This window comes from Pseudoalteromonas phenolica, assembly GCF_001444405.1.
GTDB lineage: Bacteria > Pseudomonadota > Gammaproteobacteria > Enterobacterales > Alteromonadaceae > Pseudoalteromonas > Pseudoalteromonas phenolica.
The window spans coordinates 954,308-976,507 of the sequence record NZ_CP013187.1 but is presented as its reverse complement, the minus strand read 5'-3'; the positions used below and the strand labels follow the sequence as shown (position 1 = coordinate 976,507).

At 41.1% G+C, this 22,200-nt stretch carries 17 protein-coding genes and 1 pseudogene; 9 read left to right on the top strand and 9 right to left on the bottom strand.

Translation table 11 applies throughout. From position 1 onward, the window contains the following. Positions 1 to 12 precede the first annotated feature (12 nt). The 3 genes from PP2015_RS04295 (at position 13) to PP2015_RS04285 (ending at position 4,683) form a co-directional block, all read left to right on the top strand. A complete protein-coding gene (locus PP2015_RS04295) occupies positions 13 to 2,103 on the top strand; it encodes a TonB-dependent receptor plug domain-containing protein (protein WP_058029106.1) in 2,091 nt (696 codons plus the stop codon). A 272-nt stretch (positions 2,104 to 2,375) separates the two neighbouring features. After that, positions 2,376 to 2,642 (top strand): GrxA family glutaredoxin, encoded by a 267-nt coding sequence (locus PP2015_RS04290; protein ID WP_058029105.1) that lies wholly within the window; start codon positions 2,376 to 2,378, stop codon positions 2,640 to 2,642. A 193-nt stretch (positions 2,643 to 2,835) separates the two neighbouring features. Next, positions 2,836 to 4,683: a DEAD/DEAH box helicase gene (locus PP2015_RS04285; protein WP_058029104.1), complete on the top strand. Its 1,848-nt coding sequence runs from the start codon at positions 2,836 to 2,838 to the stop codon at positions 4,681 to 4,683. A gap of 134 nt (positions 4,684 to 4,817) precedes the next feature. Here PP2015_RS04285 and PP2015_RS04280 read toward each other — a convergent pair whose 3' ends face one another. From PP2015_RS04280 to PP2015_RS04265, 4 genes are all read right to left on the bottom strand, one after another. Beyond that, the gene (locus tag PP2015_RS04280; RefSeq protein WP_058029103.1) at positions 4,818 to 5,849 is read right to left on the bottom strand and encodes an NAD(P)-binding domain-containing protein; all 1,032 of its coding nucleotides are present in this window, start codon (positions 5,847 to 5,849) and stop codon (positions 4,818 to 4,820) included. A gap of 72 nt (positions 5,850 to 5,921) precedes the next feature. After that, the gene (locus PP2015_RS04275; protein WP_169792713.1) at positions 5,922 to 6,782 is read right to left on the bottom strand and encodes a tetratricopeptide repeat protein; all 861 of its coding nucleotides are present in this window, start codon (positions 6,780 to 6,782) and stop codon (positions 5,922 to 5,924) included. Between the two features lie 420 nt (positions 6,783 to 7,202). Beyond that, positions 7,203 to 8,450, bottom strand: coding sequence for a sensor histidine kinase (locus PP2015_RS04270; RefSeq protein ID WP_058029101.1), 1,248 nt, complete (start codon positions 8,448 to 8,450; stop codon positions 7,203 to 7,205). Beyond that, the gene (locus PP2015_RS04265; protein ID WP_058029100.1) at positions 8,450 to 9,136 is read right to left on the bottom strand and encodes a response regulator transcription factor; all 687 of its coding nucleotides are present in this window, start codon (positions 9,134 to 9,136) and stop codon (positions 8,450 to 8,452) included. The genes PP2015_RS04270 and PP2015_RS04265 overlap by 1 nt, the downstream gene beginning before the upstream one ends. A gap of 146 nt (positions 9,137 to 9,282) precedes the next feature. On the opposite strand from PP2015_RS04265, the gene PP2015_RS04260 reads away from it, so the two are divergent. Beyond that, on the top strand, positions 9,283 to 10,356 hold the full coding sequence (locus PP2015_RS04260; RefSeq protein ID WP_058029099.1) for a type 1 glutamine amidotransferase domain-containing protein: 1,074 nt from the start codon (positions 9,283 to 9,285) through the stop codon (positions 10,354 to 10,356). 114 nt (positions 10,357 to 10,470) lie between these two features. Continuing rightward, on the top strand, positions 10,471 to 10,827 hold the full coding sequence (locus PP2015_RS04255; protein ID WP_058029098.1) for a RidA family protein: 357 nt from the start codon (positions 10,471 to 10,473) through the stop codon (positions 10,825 to 10,827). Between the two features lie 254 nt (positions 10,828 to 11,081). On the opposite strand, the gene PP2015_RS04250 is transcribed toward PP2015_RS04255, so the two are convergent. Next, on the bottom strand, positions 11,082 to 12,473 hold the full coding sequence (locus PP2015_RS04250) for an aminotransferase-like domain-containing protein (protein ID WP_058029097.1): 1,392 nt from the start codon (positions 12,471 to 12,473) through the stop codon (positions 11,082 to 11,084). A gap of 99 nt (positions 12,474 to 12,572) precedes the next feature. Between PP2015_RS04250 and PP2015_RS04245 the strand changes: the two genes are divergently transcribed. Beyond that, positions 12,573 to 13,184 carry a LysE family translocator gene (locus tag PP2015_RS04245; RefSeq protein ID WP_058029096.1) on the top strand — a complete coding sequence of 204 codons (612 nt, stop codon included), beginning with the start codon at positions 12,573 to 12,575 and terminating at the stop codon, positions 13,182 to 13,184. Between the two features lie 6 nt (positions 13,185 to 13,190). Next, the gene (locus tag PP2015_RS04240; RefSeq protein WP_319593337.1) at positions 13,191 to 13,619 is read left to right on the top strand and encodes a GNAT family N-acetyltransferase; all 429 of its coding nucleotides are present in this window, start codon (positions 13,191 to 13,193) and stop codon (positions 13,617 to 13,619) included. 89 nt (positions 13,620 to 13,708) lie between these two features. On the opposite strand, the gene PP2015_RS04235 is transcribed toward PP2015_RS04240, so the two are convergent. The 3 genes from PP2015_RS04235 to PP2015_RS04225 all read right to left on the bottom strand — a co-directional run bounded on the left by PP2015_RS04235 (position 13,709) and on the right by PP2015_RS04225 (position 19,298). After that, a complete protein-coding gene (locus tag PP2015_RS04235) occupies positions 13,709 to 14,863 on the bottom strand; it encodes a DUF418 domain-containing protein (protein ID WP_058029094.1) in 1,155 nt (384 codons plus the stop codon). Positions 14,864 to 15,024: 161 nt separating this feature from the next. Then, on the bottom strand, positions 15,025 to 18,165 hold the full coding sequence (locus PP2015_RS04230) for an efflux RND transporter permease subunit (protein WP_058029093.1): 3,141 nt from the start codon (positions 18,163 to 18,165) through the stop codon (positions 15,025 to 15,027). Further along, positions 18,162 to 19,298, bottom strand: a complete 1,137-nt coding sequence (locus PP2015_RS04225; protein ID WP_058029092.1) for an efflux RND transporter periplasmic adaptor subunit — start codon at positions 19,296 to 19,298, stop codon at positions 18,162 to 18,164. Before PP2015_RS04225 ends, PP2015_RS04230 begins: the two co-directional genes overlap by 4 nt. 132 nt (positions 19,299 to 19,430) lie before the next feature. Here PP2015_RS04225 and PP2015_RS04220 point away from each other — a divergent pair, with 132 nt between their 5' ends. Together PP2015_RS04220 and PP2015_RS21580 are read left to right on the top strand one after the other, a co-directional pair. Next, positions 19,431 to 19,661, top strand: a complete 231-nt coding sequence (locus PP2015_RS04220) for an MmcQ/YjbR family DNA-binding protein (protein WP_083496517.1) — start codon at positions 19,431 to 19,433, stop codon at positions 19,659 to 19,661. A 206-nt stretch (positions 19,662 to 19,867) separates the two neighbouring features. Beyond that, a pseudogene (locus PP2015_RS21580) lies at positions 19,868 to 20,080 on the top strand (MmcQ/YjbR family DNA-binding protein); the annotation flags it as partial. Positions 20,081 to 20,145: 65 nt separating this feature from the next. On the opposite strand, the gene PP2015_RS04215 reads toward PP2015_RS21580, so the two are convergent. Further along, positions 20,146 to 22,071, bottom strand: coding sequence for an alpha/beta hydrolase family protein (locus tag PP2015_RS04215; RefSeq protein WP_083496515.1), 1,926 nt, complete (start codon positions 22,069 to 22,071; stop codon positions 20,146 to 20,148). Positions 22,072 to 22,200: the final 129 nt, after the last annotated feature.

The following is a 22,200-nucleotide window of genomic DNA, read 5'->3' as shown; positions in this document are numbered from 1 at the left end:
CAAGGACTCCAAATGAACAAGCTCGGCGCATTTTCAACTACCCTATTTAAGTTTTCACCGCTATTTTTAGCCATTTCACTGTCAGCTCATGCTGATGAGCAAAAGTCACAGAACAAAGAAATGGAGCACATTGAAGTACTGTATAAACGCAGCAGTATCACCAGTGAAATAACCGAAGACACTGAAAAGTTGATTGAAATGCCCGGTGCCCTTGGCGATCCGTTAAGAGCCGTTTATGCACTCCCAGGCGTTGTCGCGGCAGGCGGTTCAATGAGCGAGCCCGCAGTTAGGGGCTCATCGCCCAGTGATAATATCTTCGAAGTAGACTTTATGCCTGCAGGCTATATCTTCCATGACTTTGGTAGTTCTATTTTTAATCGTCATATTATTCAGGATTTCCAGCTTTACTCAGCCGGTTATGGCGCAGGTTACAGCAACGCCACTGGCGCAGTGTTTGACGTAACATTACGCAACCCTAAATATCAGCCGATTACCACTACCCTAGATTTTTCGATGTTTAATGCCGGTGTATTTGTTGAAGGTCAAGCCACAGAGAATACCGCATTTTATTTTTCAGCTCGAAAAAGTACTCTGCCGCTATTTTTCTCAGAAGGAGAAGAACTTGAAGATGATGACGGCGAATTAACGGGGGTAACAATCAATGATGCGCCCGATGACCATGATTATCAAGGTAAATGGCTCTGGGATATCAATGCCAATAATACCCTAACTTTTAATTTCACTGGTGCAGAAGACTCAGCCGCAGCAGGCTTTAATGAACGTGCTGAACTTGCACAAAAGACACCTGAATTTCAGGGCGATGCACGATTTATCCGTGAGTTCACCAGCCAAAATATCTTATGGGATCACTACAATAAAAACTATCACTTCAGAATTGGATTAGGGGTTTTAGATCATTCTGGTCGACTTGAATATGGCAAACGTGCAACTTTAACGAATGGCTACTTTGAAGAAGAATCAGAAAAACAAACCACCTTAAAAGCGCAGTTGAATTACCGTTTAAATAACCAACACAGACTCGTGACCGATGTTGGCTTTTACGACAACGAAACTACATATAAATATGACTCCTTCCAATACCTATGTACTGAGCTTGACCCTGATTGCGACCTGAAAAAAGGGGAACGTATTTCAGGTAAACAGACTGCTGGTGCTGATAGTGGTTTTGTGGGTGTCACCCATGTTTGGCAAATCAACGACAAGCTACAAACAGAAACTGGCGTGCAATTTCAGCATAACAAGCTCACCGATGAAAACTTTGTACAGCCGCGCCTTGCTTTAAACTATTACTTATCTGATTCAAGTACCGTCACAGCCAAGTTTGGGCAATATAATCGTCAGCAAGACATTGACTATATTTTGCCTGAAGTCGGTAACCCGAATTTGAAATCACAATCAGCAAATCACACGACACTAGGTTTCGCACAAGAACTTGAAAATGAGTGGTCTTGGTCTGTTGAAGCTTATTACAAAACCATGGACGATTTACCACTTGCCATTGCGGATAACGCGCCTGATGCGCAAAACCTATATGCCAATGATGTTGAAGGCCGAGCCTATGGTATTGACTTTCTGATCAATAAAAACAAAACCGATAACTGGTATGGCTGGCTGGCATTTAGTTATGCGAAAAGTGAGCGTACGGATTTAAGAAATAATGTCACGCGTGATTACTATGCTGATACCCCTTTTGTATTCAATGCAGTGTTTAACTACGAAATTAATGAACTTTGGCAAGGCGGCTTTAATTTTACGGCACGCAGTGGGCAAGCTTATACACCGATTGTTGGCGTGAGAGAAAACCCTGACTTCGATAATCGCTTTTTACCTGTTTATGGCGAACCATTCTCAGAGCGTCACGATCTGTACCACAGACTCGACATACGTTTTGAACGTAAAACACGCGTGTTTGGCCTAGACGGTAAGCTTATTCTGGAACTGATGAACGCATACGGCCAAGACAATGTGAGTAGCATTGATCTAGATTACAAAAAAGTGAAGTCAGTAAATGACTTATATATTGAAGAAGAAACCGATGACTTTGAAATGCGCCCATCTATTGGGTTTAGCGTGACTTTCTAATATCGCTTTTAAATTAGTTTTCGACCCCCCAAGGGCTTGCCATTTCTCGGTAAGCCCTATCTGAGAACATTTTCAAACCTATAGCTTGTGCTACCTCATTCAGAGCCTGTTTAAAAAGCCACTGTGTATAGAACATAACACTTACTATAAGCTCTTTGTTTAGACATCATCACTTTTATTGATGGATTTGATTCAATTAATCAACTTTTACTTCTTATAAATTCCTCTAAACTTAGTTGCAGTTAAACAAAATCATCAACGAGGAATTCAATATGTTTACAGTTATTTTTGGTCGTGAAGGATGCCCTTTCTGTGTTCGTGCAAAAGAACTTGCTGAACGTTTAAAAACAGAGCGTGACGATTTTAACTATCGCTACGTAGACATCATCAAAGAAGGTGTAAGTAAAGCAGATTTAGAAAAGTCAGCAGGCAAACCTTGCCCTACTGTGCCACAAATTTTCTTAGATCAAACGCATATTGGTGGGTTTACCGATTTTGAAGCCTATGCAAAAGAAAACTTAGGTTTGTATAGTAATTAACCAATACGTATTTACAGGAAAGTAAAAAGCCCTAAACACCTTGAATTTGTTACTTTGCTGTAAATTTGCACAAAACACACTGATTAAATTTCGTACAACATCAGTCACATATAAATTAGTTCTAATTTATACAAGCAATTGCTGGGCTTTTCCTATACAATGCGCGCCTCTTTAAATTCGTTGAGGCGCATTAATGTCAGAACCAGTCACGTTTGAATCTTTAGATCTTTCACCTGCAATTTTAAAAGCAGTCGAAGAGCAAGGATATAAGACACCATCTGAGATCCAAGCTCAATGTATACCGTTATTGCTAGAAAGAAAGGACGTACTGGGACTAGCGCAGACGGGTACAGGTAAAACAGCAGCATTTGCATTACCATTATTAAACAATATTGACCCGGCTACGAAGCAGCCACAAATTTTGGTGTTAACACCAACACGCGAACTTGCTATTCAGGTAGCAGAAGCATTTGAACAATATGCTAAATACACTAAAGGCGTTGAAGTACTAGCGCTTTACGGTGGTCAAAGCTACGGCATTCAGCTAAGTGCTTTACGCCGCGGTGCACAAATTATTGTTGCGACACCGGGTCGTCTTATCGACCACATCAACCGTAAAACGATTGATTTATCGCAGCTTAATGCACTAGTTCTAGATGAAGCTGACGAAATGCTTCGTATGGGCTTCATTGAAGATGTTGAAAACATCATGGAAAAAACGCCTGAAGACAAGCAAACTTGTTTGTTCTCAGCAACTATGCCTAAGCAAATTCAGTCTATTTGTACTAAGTACTTAGACAACGCTGAGCAAGTTCGAATCGCAGCACGTAACTCAACTGTATCAACAGTTGAACAAGTATTCTGGCGCTCTACTGTTCATAAGAACAAAGCAATCGTTCGCTTCCTAGAAGCTGAAGATTACGATGGCGCAATCGTATTCGTACGTACTCGTAATGATACAGTTCAACTTGCAGAACTACTTGAGCGTGAAGGTTTCTCTGCTGCACCATTAAATGGTGACATGAACCAACAGGCACGTGAACGTACTGTTGACCGTTTAAAAAGCGGCTTAGTAGACATCGTAATCGCAACTGATGTTGCAGCTCGTGGTCTTGACGTTGAGCGTTTAAGCTTAGTTATTAACTACGATATCCCGCAAGACAGCGAAGCATACGTTCACCGTATTGGTCGTACTGGTCGTGCTGGTCGTACTGGTAAAGCAATCCTATTCGTGAAAGGCAATGAGCGTTACTTACTACGTAACATCATGCGTCACACTAAGTCTGAGATTGCAGAAGTTGAATTACCAGATGCGAAAACAGTTGAGCAAAAACGTATCGCAGCATTACAAGCTAAGCTTACTAATGCACTAGAGCACAAAGACATTACTTTCTTTAATGAAGTTGCTGTAGATCTTGCTCAAAAGCTTGAACTAAGCCCTGAAGACTTAGCGGGTGCGTTACTAGCGCTTGCACAAGAATCTTCACCGTTAAAAGTTGAAGAAATTAAGCGTGAACGTCGTGAACGTGATGATCGCCGTGGCCGTGATGGTCAGCGTAATGAACGTGGTGGTGAGCGTCGTGGTCGTGAGCGCGGTGACCGTGGCAATCGCAACAGCAGCCAAACACCTATGGATACATACCGTATCGATGTTGGTCGTGATCACGGTGTACAAGTTAAGAACATCGTTGGTGCAATTGCGAATGAAGCTGATATCTCAAGCAAGTTCATCGGTGATATTCGTTTATTCAACGAACACAGTACCGTTCAGCTTCCGAAAGATATGCCAGCTGACGTATTAGGTCATTTCAAGAACGTATTTATCTGTAAGCGTCCTATGAACATGACTAAGAGCACACATCCAGCTGATCAAGCAGGTGGTGGTCAAGAGCGCGGCTTCCGTGGTGAGCGTAACGATCGTGGTAACCGTGGTGAAGGTAAGCGTAGCTTCCGTGATAACCGTGGTGGCGACCGTAAGCCTCGTCGTGACGGCGAGCGTGGAGAACGCAAAGAGCGTCGCCCAGTAAGCTTCACTGCTTAATAGCACAGATATAAAAAAACCCGCACATGTTGCGGGTTTTTTATTTCTTAAACCAACGCTCATAAATAAACTTTTTATTTTGAGGCAAGGAAAACTTGAAGATAACTAGGCGAGAAAGAGAAAGCTAAATCGCTTTAGGATCGATTTAGTTTTTCTAATACATTTTCAACTTCAAACTCAGCACCACAGATCAAACCACTGGCGCGATTATGTTGCCAAGGCCGCCCTATTTGAAAAATTCCCATCATTTCAGCTGCGCTTATATCAAACTCATTATTGTCTTTATATAACTGAGGAATATCAATAAAGCGAAAGCCATCTTTATAGCCAATCGCGCTAATCAAAATGTCTGGCGCAAGCTTTTCTCCATTATCAAAAGTAATACACTCATCACCAACTGAAACGACTCTAGATTTTAAATCAACTCCCAAAGCTAGAAGTACTTTGTTATTAATATCCGTATCTGGGAAAGGGTCTCTACTTTTTAAAAACTGAGCAATTTTGAAGCTCTTAGGAAGCCTTAAAAGACCAAACCATTTCAGCAATGAAAATGTTTTAATTCCCAGAATATGCTCAGGAAATAGATTTCGCTCTTTACCTTGTGCCAAATAAATCTTATTTTTATCGTTGAGCTTTTTGGCAATTTGCCGACCTGAAGCACCATCCCCAACTACTAGGATTTGCTTATTTTTGAAGTCCATTTTCTGTAATTGTTCTAAATCTAGCTGCAGAAACTGAGTATCTCTATTAGAAAGTTTCACGGGCGTATTAAAGGCTCCTGTGGCAAGTACAATTTGCTTCGCTTTAATCACCCCATGCTCGGTAAAAACAGAAAACTCATTTATTCCATCATGAGTTACCCTTAATACATGACAGTTTGTTTTAATTGCCAGCTGATGATGCAAGGCAAACTCAGATAAATAATCAGCAAACTCGTCTTTAGTTAAATAATCTCCTTGAGAATGAGGGATATAAAAACCAGGGAGCCGATTTAACTTATTAGGGGTAAATAGGGTTAAGCCCTGATAACGTTTCCTCCACTGGTCGCCAACATGCTTGTGTTTATCAAGGATCAAATAATCAATGTTTAAGAATTTTAAACGACTTCCAAGCACTAAGCCCATATGGCCTGCACCGATAATTAACACATTCGTTTGTAAGTTCATAACCGCTCCTAACCTGTATGGTTTTATGGTAAGCGGTTTATGAAGTTAAGACTTGAATAAACTGGCTGCTGTTTAATTAAGCTGTAAAGAGTTAGCCTTTGAAGGTTTTGACTTTGAGGTTGTAAGGTTATCGAGCCTTTTATAAGTTTCGTGATAGCCATGAGAAAGATCACTCAAGTTGATTCTTGACATAAGTTGTCTCAATTTATCTAACTCATTTAACTTTTCGTACACTTCTGCTGTGCGAATAAGTATTACCGCCAACAATCGCGGATTATTCTGTTTTAATAAAAGCTCTTCAGTATGTCTAAAATGCTCAAGTGCTTGTTTATGCTTCTCCATTAATTGGTAAGTTCTAGCTAAGTTGGAATAAGCAATCACTTTTTTAGCATCATGCTCAGTGTCTTTAATCCAATGAAGTGCTTGTTTGTAGAACCTAGCCGCTCGCTCGTAATTTTTCCAAGTAAAAAAGATGTGACCTTTGTTTGTGTGTAATTCAAGGTGAAATACAGGATCACCACGTTTGCCAAACTTGTTTTCTGCCAACAACAATAATTGATATGCTTTTTGTCTATCACCAAACACATATTCCATATTTGCTATTTCTACCATACGCATCGGATCTTCAAATATGTGGTAGATTTTTTCTAATTTAGAAATAGCCAATTGAGCATAATATTTTGCTTGCTCTTTCTTTCCAAAATAAGCCAATGTTTTTGAATAGTAATAACTTAACTGAAGTTCAAATACATCAGGTGCCTCTTCAATTTCCAGAAGCGGAGTAATTATTTTTTCTAATTTTTTGAACTCACGTTTGTCGTAATAATAGTCAAGCTTATAAGAAACAAGCTTAAACCAAGTATTTGAATAAAGAGGAACAGATTCCGTTTGCTTTTTTAATAAAGCCAAACAAGCAAGCTCTTCATTTTCCAAACAATAAGTTTCATGGTCACTGAAATGCTCTGACGCATATGCAGAAATTGAAGAAAATAAGAGGAAAAACAGTAGTAAAAAAATCATACAATGAGCAAAACAGCCAGCAAACAGAGATAGTCTAGACTATGCAAACTACAAAACTGATAAGAAAAAACTATTAAATATTTGATTCATTTACACGCCATTACAAAACCTCAATCCAAAAGAACTAAGCAACAAAAAAAATACCATTCTTTACAACTACCAAACATTGCTAGCTGATATTTTTGCTCTTGCCGATATGATAAAAGAGGCCGGTACACTGAACCATACTGGAAGCTTAGCTTTCAAATCTATATGGTTATCATAAAGCAGGTGTATATTGGCAAACTTCGTCTAAATTCATTACAAAGAGCCATTTGTGTCGAAGCCTATTAATTATTGAACCGCAACTTTTAAAACCACACAACTTCCCTCTGCGGAAGACTCAACGGTCAAATTCAATCCGTTTACGCCACATAAGCGCTCTACCAAAGACAGGCCTATGCCAAACCCACTGCTATTTTTAGCTTTTACACCTTGTTGTTTAGCGTGTTGAAAATCAAAGCCACAGCCACTGTCTTTGATTTCAAACACACCGTTTCGGGCGTGAATATTTATCCCGCCTTGCTCTGTATAGCGCACCGCATTTTGCACCAAATTTTCGATGATAATCTGCAAGCTTTGTGAGTCTGCATTTAATGTTGAACCCGGCTCTACCTCACATTCAATTTCGAGTTGCTTTGCACTGATTTGCTCAGCGTAATTTAAAATGCTTTGCTCAATGAGCGGCTCAACAAATACTGGCTGTTTAGCGAGTTGTGTTTCGCCCCGTGCAACAAGTAATAAACTCTCTACCGTCTTTTGCATATTCTCAGCAGCATGGTGAATACGCATAAATACGGCCTGCTGTTGGGTTGTTAGTTGCTTGTCAGCCTTTAAAAGCTCGCATGCACCTAAAATACTGGTGATCGGGGTTCTTAGCTCATGACTGGCATCACGAGTAAACTGTAGCTCTCGCTCGACAAACTCAGACACCTCATTGAGGGCCTTTTCTAAACTATTAGCAAAAGCCCCGAGTTCGTTATTTGCAAATGGTGCTGCAAAGCCTTTCGGAAGGTGCTCGGGGTCGCATGAGTTGAGCAATTCACTAAGCTCGGTAAGTGGTTTTAAAGCCCGCCTAGAGAAGAAATATGCCAATAATGCACTGAACAGCAACATAATTGCCGCCATGACGCCTAACACAATAAGTGCAGGCTGAGTAAAGCCCCTCACAACCAATAACTTACTCACTTCTGACACCAACAGCGCATCATCAAACTTTAATCGTTCAATATGGTAGTGCAGACCATTATCGCCAAAGATCTCTTTCTCTTTTGGATATTGCTCAAGAGAGCGTTGGATCTTTTCGGGCAATGCTTCTTGATGCTTATAAACCCTAAAATAGCTTTTGCTGGGTGAACTGTACTGCCCTGTTGCCTCGTGGCTTTGCTCTAGACGCTGTCGCTCATCCATAACTTCACGGTGAATAAATACATCTTCTACCGTGAACATAAAAATAAAGCTCATACCAACAAACAGGCCTGAATTGATCAGGGTAAATAGCCCAAAATAGGCAACAAAGCGGCTTTTTATGGTGCGAAACATTAACTTTCTACCTTAAAAGCAAAGCCAACACCGTGTAAAGTCGCCAACATATCATAAGTAAACGGCTTATCGAGTTGCTTACGAATTTGATAAATATGCGAGCGAAGCGCGTCTGACTCAGGGGGCTCAGCCCCCCATACCTTTGTCATCAGGTCGCTGCGACTTAAAGGTTTAGGGTGAGACTCCGCAATGGCCAGCAAGATTTGATAATGTAAATTCGATAAGGGGATGACACTCTGCGCACGTTTAACGGTTTGAGTCTGTCGGTTTATTTTCAGTTCGCCAATTTCGAGTACATGATCTGTCGCTACCCGATGTCGTATTGATAACGCTTCAATGCGCACCAATAGCTCTGCCAGTGCGAATGGTTTTGTCAGATAATCGTCAGCTCCTTGCTTAAAGCCAATGAGCTTATCATCTAGTGTGTCCCGTGCTGTCAACATAATAATAGGAATATGACGAGTACTTTGTGTCCTTAACTGCAGGCAAATCTGTAAGCCGTCGAGACCGGGTAACATGACATCTAATACGATGACATCAAAATAACTATTCAGCGCAAGCTCAAGCCCTTGCGTGCCACTATAAGCAAAATCCACTTCATGACCTTGTGCCTCCAAGTAATCCCCTATATTGGCAGCAATATCTGTTTCATCCTCGACCACTAAAATTGATAATGCAGATGTCATACCCAATCCATTCTTATTCTTTTCAACCTAATGCGATACCTCGAGTATGCCATGTCACACCGTGAAGGTAATGTGAAAATCACTTTCACATCGTTTTCACACCTTAGCCAATAAGCTCATTGCATCTCATTAAAGGAGCAATTGATATGGTTAAGAAAATACTTGTAAGTTTATTGACTGTGGTTTTAGTTCTTGTAGCAGCCGGATACTGGGCATACAGCCTAATAGACAGAGACGCTTTTAAGCATGATTTCAAAAATACTCAGAGAGCAGACCTGCCTTACATTACAGAGAATGTGCCTGAGCACAGAGGCAAAATATTAGCGGTGGTTACCAGCCACAGTGAACTAGGAAATACTGGCAAAAAGGTAGGCTATGAATTGACTGAGTTGTCACGAGCATATTATGTGTTTGAAGCTAATGGCTTTAGTGTCGATATCGCCAGCCCGCAGGGAGGAAAGCCACCGCAAGTGCTGGATGGCGACGATATGAATCAATACGACTATGCGTTTTTAAACGATGCAGCGGCAAGTAAAAAGCTTGAGCACACCTTTAAACTCAGTGAAGTAAACCCCGATGATTATCAAGCAGTGTATTTTGTTGGCGGTAAGGGCACCATGTTCGATTTTATTGGTAACCCAGATATCACTCGTCTTGTTGAGCATTTTTACAATAATAACAAAGCCGTTGCCGCAGTTTGCCATGGACCTGCAGCCCTAATAGGCGCGAAGAATACTCAAGGCGATTATATTGTTGCCAATAAAGCCATCACTGCCTTTACCAATGATGAAGAATTACTGCTTATTCCAAATGCCCCAGAAGTCTTTGGCCAATTGCTACAAGATACACTAACCGAGCAAGGCGCAAAATTCAGCGAAGGCGCTATGTACCTTGACAATGTTGAAGTCGATGGCAACTTAATTACAGGACAAAACCCTTGGTCTGTTTGGACTATGGCAGAAGCTACGATTAAGCAATTAGGCTACAAACCAAAAGCACGTGAGATCACACCTGAAGAACACGCCGTCACCATAATGAATACTTATCATCAACAAGGCGCTGAGCAAGCCCTTGTCGTTGCAAGGTCTTTACTAGAAAACCAACAACCATACATGCGTAACCTAGTGTTTATCCATTCACTGATGGCATTTATGCAGTTTGATGTGATTGAAGGAGTAAGCCTATTAGTCTTCGTGCAGCAGTTGAAAAACTTGACTTAAACTTTAGTTAACATGAACTCAGATTAACTAAAGTTTTTTGGCCGTATAGACTGCTTTTTACTGCAATAGTTTGTACACTTGCAGCATCAAAATAATCGATAAAAGAGAATTGTCATGACAATTGAGCGCAAACACACAAAACAACGTATGAGCCGTATTGTGGTTCACAACAATACAGTTTATCTATGCGGCCAAGTGTGTGCTGATGCCACACAAGGTATTAAAGAGCAAACGCAAACCATGCTAGACAAGGTCGATGCCCTACTTCTAGAAGCAGGCTCTGATCGCGAACATATGTTAAGTGCTACAGTGTACATCAAAGACATGCAATATTTCGCTGAAATGAATGAAGTATGGGATGCATGGGTACCTGAAGGCCACGCTCCTGCTCGTGCATGTGTTGAAGCTGCGATGGCGCGCCCTGAGTTACTTGTTGAAGTATCTGTGGTTGCTGCGGTTAAAAACGCTTAATCTAGCAATCATCCAAACGAGCAAAACACACAGTTTTTGCTCATTTAATTTAACCTGAGCTTTGGTTAAGAGATTTACTAAAGTATTGATATTGAAATGATAAGTACTTTTTCAAGTCTGCAGCCGGAGACTTTTAGCGATAACAAGGCGAATTTACGCATCAATAGCTGGCCTATTGTAAGTAAATTCAACGCTGTGAGCGCTGAAAGTAGCCGCTGGAGATAGATTTATTATCCAAAGCTCAGGTAATTCACTTAAATCACAATATTTGATGGGCGCTTCAGTTGTTCGAAAACGTTATCAACCCGTTTTACACCCAAATCAAATTCAGCACGACTACTTGGCCCACCGAGGGTAAAACGTAAACCATTTAAAGTATTATCTGATGGCTGTTTAGGGTTTTCAAACACATCTAATGTACGAACTTCGACTTTGTTGGCTTTTAATTGCCCCGCCAAAACGTGCATATTCAATTCACTTGCCAATGGAATAAATACATTGAGCCCAGCAAATACCGCCGTCATATGATGCTTCTCGAAAACCGCTTTGAGCGTAGTGATACGATAGCGAATTTCTTCGGCCAGTTTATCTTGGTTATAAGCAAACTCTTTGCTTTTTAGAGATCGCATCAAAAGCTCGAAGTTCATCATAGACACCGCCCAGCACTGGCTGTGAATTTGTTTTAATAAGGTTTGCTGCCAAAGCACTGGTGCCAGCACATAGCCGGCTCGCAAGCCGCCTGCAAAATACTTAGAAAAACTCGCAATATAAAACACTCTATCAGGTGCTTGCTGCCAAAGTGGTAAACGCCAATTACCTGGCAAGCAGTAATTCACATCATCTTCTAAAATAAAAAAGTTGTAGCGGCGACTCAGTGCTAGCAGTTGCTGTAACTTCTCATCGCTATAGCGCACATTGGTGGGGTTTTGGCAATTTGGGGTAATGTAAATGGCTTTGACCGAATGAGTTTTACACGCCTGCTCGAGTGTTTCTAAATCTAAGCCGTCCTCTTTTACAGCAATACCCAAGGTATTTAAATTAAGTGCGTCACAGGCGTGATAAAAACCGGGATAACAAAGGCTTTCATGCACCACAAAATCATTGGGCTGACACACAGACGCTAAACTTGCGTAGATACCCTGCTGCGCACCTTGGCAAAAAATCACCTCATGTTGCTGACACTCAAGGCCTTTTTGCTGCAACCAACTTTTAAAAAAGCGCTGATGATGTGGCAAGCCGTTAAGCTTGTAAGTCATTAACTGCTCTAACTCTACTGGCTCATTGGCCAAAGATTGCATGGCTTTAGCCAACACTTGCTGCTGCCCCATCATGGGTTGCATGCTCGAAGCAAAATCTGTTTCAGAGGCAAACTCACTGACCTGCTCTTTGACCGCAACAAAAGTGCCCGCGCCAAGACGAGCAGTCACCACCGCTCTTTGCTCTAACAAAGCATAGGCTCGTGTCACCGTACCATGGGTGATCGACAAAAAATCAGCGAGCTGTCGTTGTGGCGGTAACTTCTCACCAAAGACCAGTGCTTCTTCAGCGATCGCCTCCTCTATTAACTGTGCCAAAGCGCGGTACTTAGGGTGAGCTTGTGAAAGTGTATTAAACCTATTTAGATCTGGCTGCCAAATTGTATTCATAACAATAAAATCATTGCCGCTTTTTAACCATTATGACAATTAATAAGGTAAGTACAAAATAATTAATTGTATCAATACAATTTTAAGGAGTGTTTTACTATGAGTACCGAGTTGCTTACTTTAATACCTGCCCTTATTTTATTTTGTTTCGCCGCTGCTTTTACACCGGGGCCTAACAACATTCTACTGACTTATTCTGGCGCTAACTTTGGTGTTAAGCGCTCACTTAATCATGTCATTGGTATTCGCGTCGGCATGACCGCAATCCATATCATTATGCTGTTTGGTTTAGGAAGTTTGTTCTTAGCTCTACCTGTACTTCATGCCACTTTGCAAGTAGTGGCATCGCTGTATATCGTTTATCTTGCAATAAAAATTGCTCGCACCAGCACGCTTAAAAAACAAGATTCGCTGCTTGTCGAGCCGATGAGTATTAAACAAGCGGCACTGTTTCAAATCGTTAATCCTAAATCACTGACCATGATCATCTCAGTATGTAGTGCACTGACCTTACCCGGCGACTTGTATTGGCATTCTGCCATTATGGGCTTAATCATTTTTAATATTGTCGGGATCTGCTGCGCGTTATTTTGGGTAACAACAGGTAAGTACATCAGCAAGTACTTGCAATCACCTCAGAGTCTAAAACGATTTAATCTGATCATGGCCATTTTATTACTTGGCTGTTTACCCCTAATCTTTATTGCATAGGAGACGATGATGCAATTAGTTCACCAATTGACCCCATTACAATTTAAAGATGTATTTAGTTTTTTGTCAGAGCGTAGCTATTGGAGTAAAGGCATAGACGAGATACGGCTAAGAAAAGCGCTCGATCATTCTATGTGTTTTGCGCTAGTTGATGGCAAGCAATTACTGGCTTTTTGTCGCGTAGTCACTGATCAGGCCACTTTTGCCAACTTGTTGGATGTGTTTGTACTTGAGCCTTATCGCGGTCAAGGATTAGGTAAGAAGCTGATCGATGCAGTAATGACTCACCCTGAGCTGCAAGGGTTAAGACGTTTTACTTTAGCCACTAAAGACGCCCATAGTCTGTATCAGCAATTTGGGTTTAATGGATTAGCCAACCCAGAAATTGCCATGGAGAAGTATGTAACAGATATTTATTGCAACCCTCTTAATTGAGAGATCTATTTTGAAGGTTGGTATTAACCAAAGCTTAAATGAAACAAAATAATGGGCTAGCCTTTGCCAAGCCAGCCCAGTTAATGTAATTAACTTTCTGCTGGCTGCAACTTAGCTTGCTTCTTTGCAAAGCTTGCCAAGTAAGCTTTTCGCCACAAGGCTTCAAGCGGACCTTGTTTGAATTGACTAAGATACCAATTGGCAAAAACAAGCTGGAAAAGGATCATCCCTACAGCCATTGCCAAGTAATCAATCATCGACGCAGTTAAGTGAACCTCAGGGAAAACCCAACGAAGTAGAACCGCTAAAACAACCGATTGCATAATATAAAGCGTGAATGCCATGCGTCCCGGTGCTTTGAAGATTTCTATCCAACGGTGGTTGTTTTTAAGTAAATAGATCACACCATGAATATATAGAATTGACATAAAAATAGCTGAGATGCTCGCCAGCAAAGAGCTTATTTCATTACCTACACTAAAGAAGCTCAAACGCATAAAAATATCTAAACCGGTTAAAGCTGCTGCAGCCAATGCAAAGGTTTTAAATTGGCTTGTAGTTAAACCTCGCTTGAAAAAGCCGATGCGATAGAAGTAAACGCCCAAAAGCATTAAACCAGCGACTTGCCAAAATACCCACAATGGAGAGCTTATCACTAAAAATGCTGCAAATATGGCCTGTATTGTTACTTGATAACCATAATTACCCATCCAGTTGTTATACTCCTCCAAGAACGCGTCAGAACCACGTACCACCTCAGGCTCTAAACCTGCGGCAAGAGCAGCTAGTACACTAAATAGTGCGCTTATAACTGTACCAATAATCAGCCATTTTTTGGCTTTTACAAACAGCTCTCGGGTAGGTAACGTGAGCTTTTTAATGATTACCAATGCACATACTGCATACAGAAATAAAATATCACCACCAAAAATAAATACACCGTGAATGATACCGAAAATCATCAACCAATTAAGTCGAGATTTTAGGAAGTCTTGATAATTAAACCCTTTCTTTTCGCAGCTTTTCATTTGAATGGCTAAACCAGCACCAAATAAAATACAGAACAGCGTTCTAAAGCGCCCATCCGCAAAAATAGCATTGAAGGTGTCGACCCAAATATCGCTTTGAGGAGTGATGTCAAAAGGCACATAGCCCATACTCATAATGCCATGAAAGTAAATATTCATAAGCAAGATGCCTAAAATGGCCATGCCCCGTAAAACATCAATAGATTGAATTCGCATGTTTTCCCTTACAAATTAGATATACCTATTACCATCATATCGCCTAGCTCCTAAAATGGCACAGCTAAGTTGTAAAGATTTGTCAAAGATATAGAAACAAAAAACGCCCGTATTTCAGCAACACGGACGTTTTCTAACTTTTCTATAAATGCCTTTTAACTTTATTTTGTGTCTTCACTCTTATCATCAAGAATGGCCACTAAAAATGCCGGTAAAAAGCTAATGCTGAGTAAGGTCGACACCAAAATACCGCTTAATACTATGATACCCACACCGCGATATAACTCTGTACCTTCACCGGGGATCAACACCAGTGGCGCTAAGCCAAAGATAGTGGTCGCCGTAGACATTAAGATGGGCTTAATGCGCTTTTCGACAGCTTTTCTTACTGCTTCAACCACAGGTAAGCCATTATCAAGAATAAAGCGACGCGTTTGGTCGACAATTAAAATCGGGTTGTTCACCACGGTTCCCAACAAGATCAAGAAGCCTAACATGGTGATCATATCAAACGGTTGATGAAAGGTTTGCATACCTAAACTCGCAAGCCCTGAGTTTAAGCCATTCACCATAACAAGACCCAGTAAACCACCCGCCATGCCAAGCGGCACAGTCGCTAAAATAAATAACGGATAACGCCAATGGGTGAAAATAGCCACCAAGAGTAAATAGCTCAGCACCAATGCGATCATAAAGTTACCCGATAACGATGCCTTAGTTGCTTCGAGTTGGTCGGCTGCTCCACTAATACTCACTTTAATGCCTTGAGCAATTTTGCCCTGCTGCCAAAGTGTTGGCAGTAGCTCAGTACGCACCTTCTCTTCTGCTACTTCTAATGCCACATCTCTAGGCGGAATAATGTAAACCGTCACTGTTCGGTTACCGTCAACACGCCTTACTGAGTTGCTGTTTTTGCTTTCAACCAAGTCAGCCAGAGCATTCAAGGGTAAGACTTCATCTTGTGGCGTCACAATGGGCATACTCTCAAGCTGCTCTAGGGTTTGTTTAGCACCTGCGCCACTGAATAAGAAAATATCCACCTTGTCATCATTTAAAATAAACTCATCAACAAACGCCCCATCACTCATTGCCGCGACAGCATAGCCGAAATCTCGGCTACTGATCCCAAGCTCTGCCAAACGATGCCAACGAGGCTGTATCTCTATCAAAGGTTGATCAAGGGTTAACGAGCCTGGGTTAGAATTAATTTGTGGATTATCAAACACTTGATTTGCTTGGTCGTATACGGCTTCTGCGGCACGATACAAGTCTTCAATGTCATTACCTGCAATGTCTACAGCGACTGCACGTGTGCCACCATCATTACTAGAGATAATAGAACCACGCGCTGAGAATGCACGCATGCCTTCATAACTTCTAAACTTAGTGGTGATGGCATCCATCATCTCATTGATATGGGCAGGATCGACTGGCGCACTTAAAAACCAAATGCGACCAATTGATACCGACATCGAATAATAGTCAAGTGGTGGCATATCTGTCTCACCGTTGGCAAAAGCAGCACCATCCGCTTTTACGTAATCAGCAAAATAGGTTCTTAGCTCACTGCCAATGCGTTCCATTTCAGATAAATTGTAATTAGGTGGGGCAATCATCATAGAGAAGGCTTTTGGCTCTTCCCCTTCTGGTAGGTACTCGGCTGCTGGCATAAGAGTATAAGCAGCACCTAAAATCAACACAACAAATGACACTGAGGCAATACGCGCTCGTAGTTTTGATTGAGTAAAGAATCTCGCGCATTTCAGCCAAACTTGACCATAAGCCTTGCTTTGCTTGGTATTTTCATTGGCGACTTCGTGCTTATCAAGACGCGCTAAGGCGACAGGGACCACAAAAATGGCCACCAACATGGAAGCGATAATTGCACCGCAAATCGCAATCGCAATGTCTGAATACAGCTGCCCAGCTTCTTGTTGCACAAACAAGATAGGTGCAAATACCAGTACGGTTGTCGCAGTAGAAGCCAGTACAGCAGGCCAAACTTCTTTTACACCACTAATGGCGGCTTGGCGCTTTCCTTTACCTTGTTTTTTGGCTTGAAATATCGATTCAAGCACCACGATGGTGTTATCGACCGTCATGCCGATCGCAAAGGCCACCCCCGCTAAAGAGATCACATTGATGGTGCGGCCAAAACTCATTAAAGCTAAAAACGCAGCAATGGTACAAATTGGAATGCCCAACACACCTATCAGAGTAGCGCGTCCAGAGCGCAAGAAGAAGTACATCACCAAAGTTGCGAGCAAGCCACCGAGGATCAGGTTAAACCACACATTTTCGAGAGAACTTCGTACGTATTTCACGTCATCACTCATGAGCGTCAGGCTTAAACCGTTTTGTTTAAGCAGTTGCTGATTTAATTCTTCAACGATTGGTAACATGTCGTCTTTAATCGACAACACATTTGAGCCACTTTCTCGACGAACCGACAGACTCAGTGTACGTTCACCCACATTGTAAGATAGACTACGTGTTTCAAAGTGATCAAGGGTGACAGTTGCCACATCTTTAAGGTAAATATTGGCATTGTTCTCACTGCGAATAATCAAGTTTTCAAGCTCTGTGAGTTGCTCAAAGCGCCCAACTACGCGCAATAAATATCGGCTCGTACCACTTTCAATATCACCTGCTGAGGCATCTCGATTACGATTACGAATGGCGTTTCTAAGTTCACTTAAACTGATACCTCGTTGAGCAAGTTGCTCGGCATCAATCTTTATCTGAATTTGTCTTTGCGCACCACCGCCTACTCTCACTTCAGATACACCTGACACGCTTTCCATACGCGGTCGAATAAAGTCTTCAGCAAAGTCTCTTAATAAATCAACATCCAGATTGAGTGGGTTACCAGGCAGAGGTTTAAGCACGAAATACATAAACGCATTGCCCGAGAAAGAGCTCGAAAATAACCTTGGTTGGTCAACGTTCTCGGGGTAACTGGGCACCTGACTTAAAGCATTGTTTACCCGAATAAGCGCATCATTGGCATCAACCCCAAACGGAAATTCCAATTCAATTTCAGCACTGCCCATTCGCGCATAAGACACCATACGTTTTAAATTTGGTAAGCTTCTTAAATAACGCTCTTGTTCAATTAAGATTTCTTTTTCAACGTCTTGAGGGGTTGCGCCCGCCCAACCCGTTTGAACAGTGATGGTACGCACTTCTAAATCAGGGATCATCTGCACGGGAATATTTAACGCGCCAACCAGCCCGAGAATACAACTGATTAATACAACTACGGTGACAAGCACACCGCGTTTGACTGCACCTTCAATCATAAGGCGTTACCTGCAACGCTTTTCACTGACACTTTTGCACCACTTTGCAATAACTCAACACCAGCTTTGATGTATTGCTGCGAGGCTGATGCCCCTTTTACTGCCACTCGTTCAGCTTGCTGCTGTGTCACTTCAACAAATACGCGATCAGCAGTATTGTTATTGATTGCAAAAATACTATAACCACCATCAGGGTGACGCTTTAACGCTGATTTAGGTAACCATACCTGCGCATTTTCTGCGACTGGTAATTGAATGGTCACTTGTGCCGAGCTGCCCATCACAAAACCGCTGTTTTCAGGCACTGTCACAAATACCTTGAAAGTACGACTAGCCTTGTTTACTGAGGCAATAACACGCTCAACTTGGCTATTTATCACTGCGTTTTTATTATGCTGATTGTGGATATTTGCTTGGATTGTGTTTGCTTGGATTGTGTTTGCTTGCGATAACTGAGAAAAATATTGCTGAGGTGCTGCAAGCTCTATACGTAATTTATCATTTGAAATAAGGCTAAATACTTTGTCTTGCGTGCCAATCCATTCACCCATATCCACCATACGATCTGTCACCACACCCGCAAATGGCGCTTTAATATGATGACGACTTAAAAGCTCTTGTTGTAGTGCGAGCTTAGCCTTAGCATTTTTTAGTTCGGCATCCGCTTTACTAATATTAGCTTGTCGCTCAGCCAATAAAGTTTGTGCAACAAGCTGGCGCTTTGATAGTGCTTTTAACTCTTGATGTAAGCGCTGTGCTTCTTGTAATGCCACCTGAGCAATATTGAGCTCTGCACTGGCTTGCTCAAATTGCAGCTGCGCTAAGGTGTCATCTAATGAGAGTAACAACTCACCTTGCTTAACCTCATCACCCGCTTCAACAAAAATGTTAGCCACAATACCTGATTGTTGACTCGCTAGTTGCGCATTATGAAATGCACTGACCGACCCAGTTAATGTTAAACCAGCATCAACTGCTCTTTCCGGATAAACCACATCTACTTCAATAGACTCAGCTTTTGCCGAATCACTATAAAAACCGACTACCGCTATGGTTACAAACCAAAGCACCGACAACTGCACAAAACGCATAGCAAACCTCAAATGATAATTATTAGCAGTAATGTAATTCATTCTTATCCAATACTCAGCAATTTTGCGATAAGATCCTATTTATTATCTATTAACCTACAACCAGTTATGTCAAATTAATGTCTAAACGAACTGAGTTTTGATTTAATACTATTAAAGGGTTAACACTAGACGATGGATCACCTGCAAGCACATGAATATTTAATCTCCAAGCCCGAAACGACCGTTAACCAACCTTTTGGTGAGGGAGTCGATGTTTATAAAGTAAAAGGAAAAATGTTCGCGACTTTGGCGCTGGGAAAAATGGGCAAAGGCACCGAAACAAACCCACATTGGTGGATGAATTTAGGGCGTGTTGACCTTTGCTGTGTGTTTTTGCAGCTGCGAGTTGGGTATTTAGGCTAGGCAGAGGCTGCGTGGCATAGTTATTCTATGTAAGTCAGCCGATAACGCCGAATAAATGTTCAACTCGCGCTGCTCGTAGAGTTCAACCAAAGGCTTCCACTACTTTGTCATTCGCCACTCACATAACCCATTATGCTACGTAGCTCATTTCGCGTATTGAAAGCCTTTGATTTGAACAAAATTCATACCTCAAAGGTAAACACGCCCTTAACTGCGACCCCGATGAAGCTCATATATTAAGGGACATTTTCGATGCTGTGATCCCCGGTTATCATATGAATAAACGACTTTGGAATACCATCATACTCGATGGCTCTATTCCAAAAGGTGAAATAGATCGCATGATAGATAACTCGTTTATGTTAGTGGTCGATAAAATGCCAAAGAAAGCACAAACGTCAATTTTACTAAAGCTTTAAAAAAAATAATAAAAAACCAGTATTACACCCAAAGCAATACTGGTTTTTCTTCAGAATATTTAGGGTTACATTAGGTGTTTATTAAAGAAAGCTAACATTTCTTGTAAAGTTTTTACTCGGTATGGTTGGTGCACTAAGTAGTGACTTCCATCTTCAAGCTCAATATATTTAACATCTTTATTTGCATCTTCAAGTTCTTCTGCCATTTCACGACTGTGTCTCACAGAAACCACACTGTCCTCTGAACCATGAATCAATAAAACGGGTTTAGTAAATTTTTCAGCAAAATTAATTGGAGAAACCTGCTCTAACTGATCTCTGTCAGTGCCTATCTGCTTACGAACGATGTCTTTATTCGTGAAGTTCCTTGCTTGATAATAGATAAAATTTAAATCTGCGACCCCTGCAAAACTTGCTGCACACTGAAAGGTATCAGGGTGTTTTACCAAAGCCATTAATGATGCATAACCGCCATAACTACCACCAGCAATACACATTTTATCTTTCTTTGTATAGCCTTGCGCTACTAACCAGTTTGCAGCATCTTGCAGGTCATCTTGCATTGCTTCACCCCAACCACCGATTGCAGCACTTTCAAAGCTAAAACCATAACCCGATGATCCTCTAAAGTTTGGCTGAAAAACTAAGTAACCATGGTGTGAGAAAAATTCTGACCAATAATCAAAGCCCGCATAGTCTCTAGCCATTGGCCCCCCATGAGGCAATATAATGGCAGGGTAAGCTTTGCCTTTCTGATAATCTGCAGGAAAAGTTAAATAGCCTTCAATGTTTGTTTTATCACGTGCGATATATTCAACATTATTCTTACCATTATAAAGTTCTCCTTCGATTAAAGGGTACTTTGAAATGATATATTCTAGTGAGCTTGTATTTCGGTCACCTAATAAATACGCACCTGGGTGATCACTTGAAGTGGTGTAGAGAATATAAACTTGCCCAGTCACATCTGTATCTATTATCACATTTGTTGAGTCTGGAATGACTTTATTGATAGAACGCTGAAGCTTATCAAGGTCTTCGTCCCAGTATTTAATTAAATCATCAAAACCTGAGTGCGAAAAACCGACTATTTCATTTGTTACTTCTGAATATACCAATGAGCCATCAACGTCATAATTTTCGTCATGATAAACCAGTTCACGTGTTTGCTTTGGATCTGTCACATCCATTTTAAATAACGCATCTTTATCGTTATAAATGGCTTTGAAATATAAGATATTTGGGTTTTTATCAAATCCTAACAAAGTAACTTTATCGGCAGAGAATACTTCATATTCAAATAGTTTATTCCACTTATTAGTATTTAAATCTTTCAAACTATAGGTAACAAGCGTATCGTCAATTTGGCGCATAATACGCACTTTACCTTGTCTATCAGCAATCCAAGCGTCAATGTGCTTTTTTGGTCTTTCAAGACGCTTACGTTTTCCAGTAAGTACGTTTAACTTATACACGCTTGGCTTATTTGGCGTGTCTAAATCAATAGATAATAAAACATGCTCCGGATCGTTAGGTAGCATACTGATGACATTATCTTGAAACTGCGAGTTATGCGACCTGCGTCCTATGCGAATAACATTTTTTGTCTCATCATCAGTTCTTAAGTCAAACTTTAGTAATCTCGATACTTTGTATCGTACTCCTCTTTCGGACGCCGTAGAGGAAACTCCCATCAATAACACATCATTATTGAGCCAATCGAACCAATTCAAAGTAACTGACAGGTTGTCAGTTTTCGTAATAAAGCGCTTTTTGCCCGTTGTTAAGTCAAAGACCACTAAAAATAAAGTGCCTTTGCCATTTTGTACAAAAGCTACTTTATTTCCATTTGGCGATAAGTTCATCTGAGAAGCATTTGCTAAACTGGCATGTGCTTCTATTGGTAATGTACTTTTAAGTGAGGTTTGCGCGGAGGCTGAAGCCCCAAAAAGCGTTATTATAAAGGTGAGAAATAAAGCATGCTTAAGCATAATCATCCCTAATCATTGTTGTCATTAATTTAATTAAGCGGAAAATATTAACTCAGAGTTGTACCCACCTCAATGGGATACTTGATTAACTTGATGGTTCTTTTACTGTATCTTTGCTAAAAACGTCTA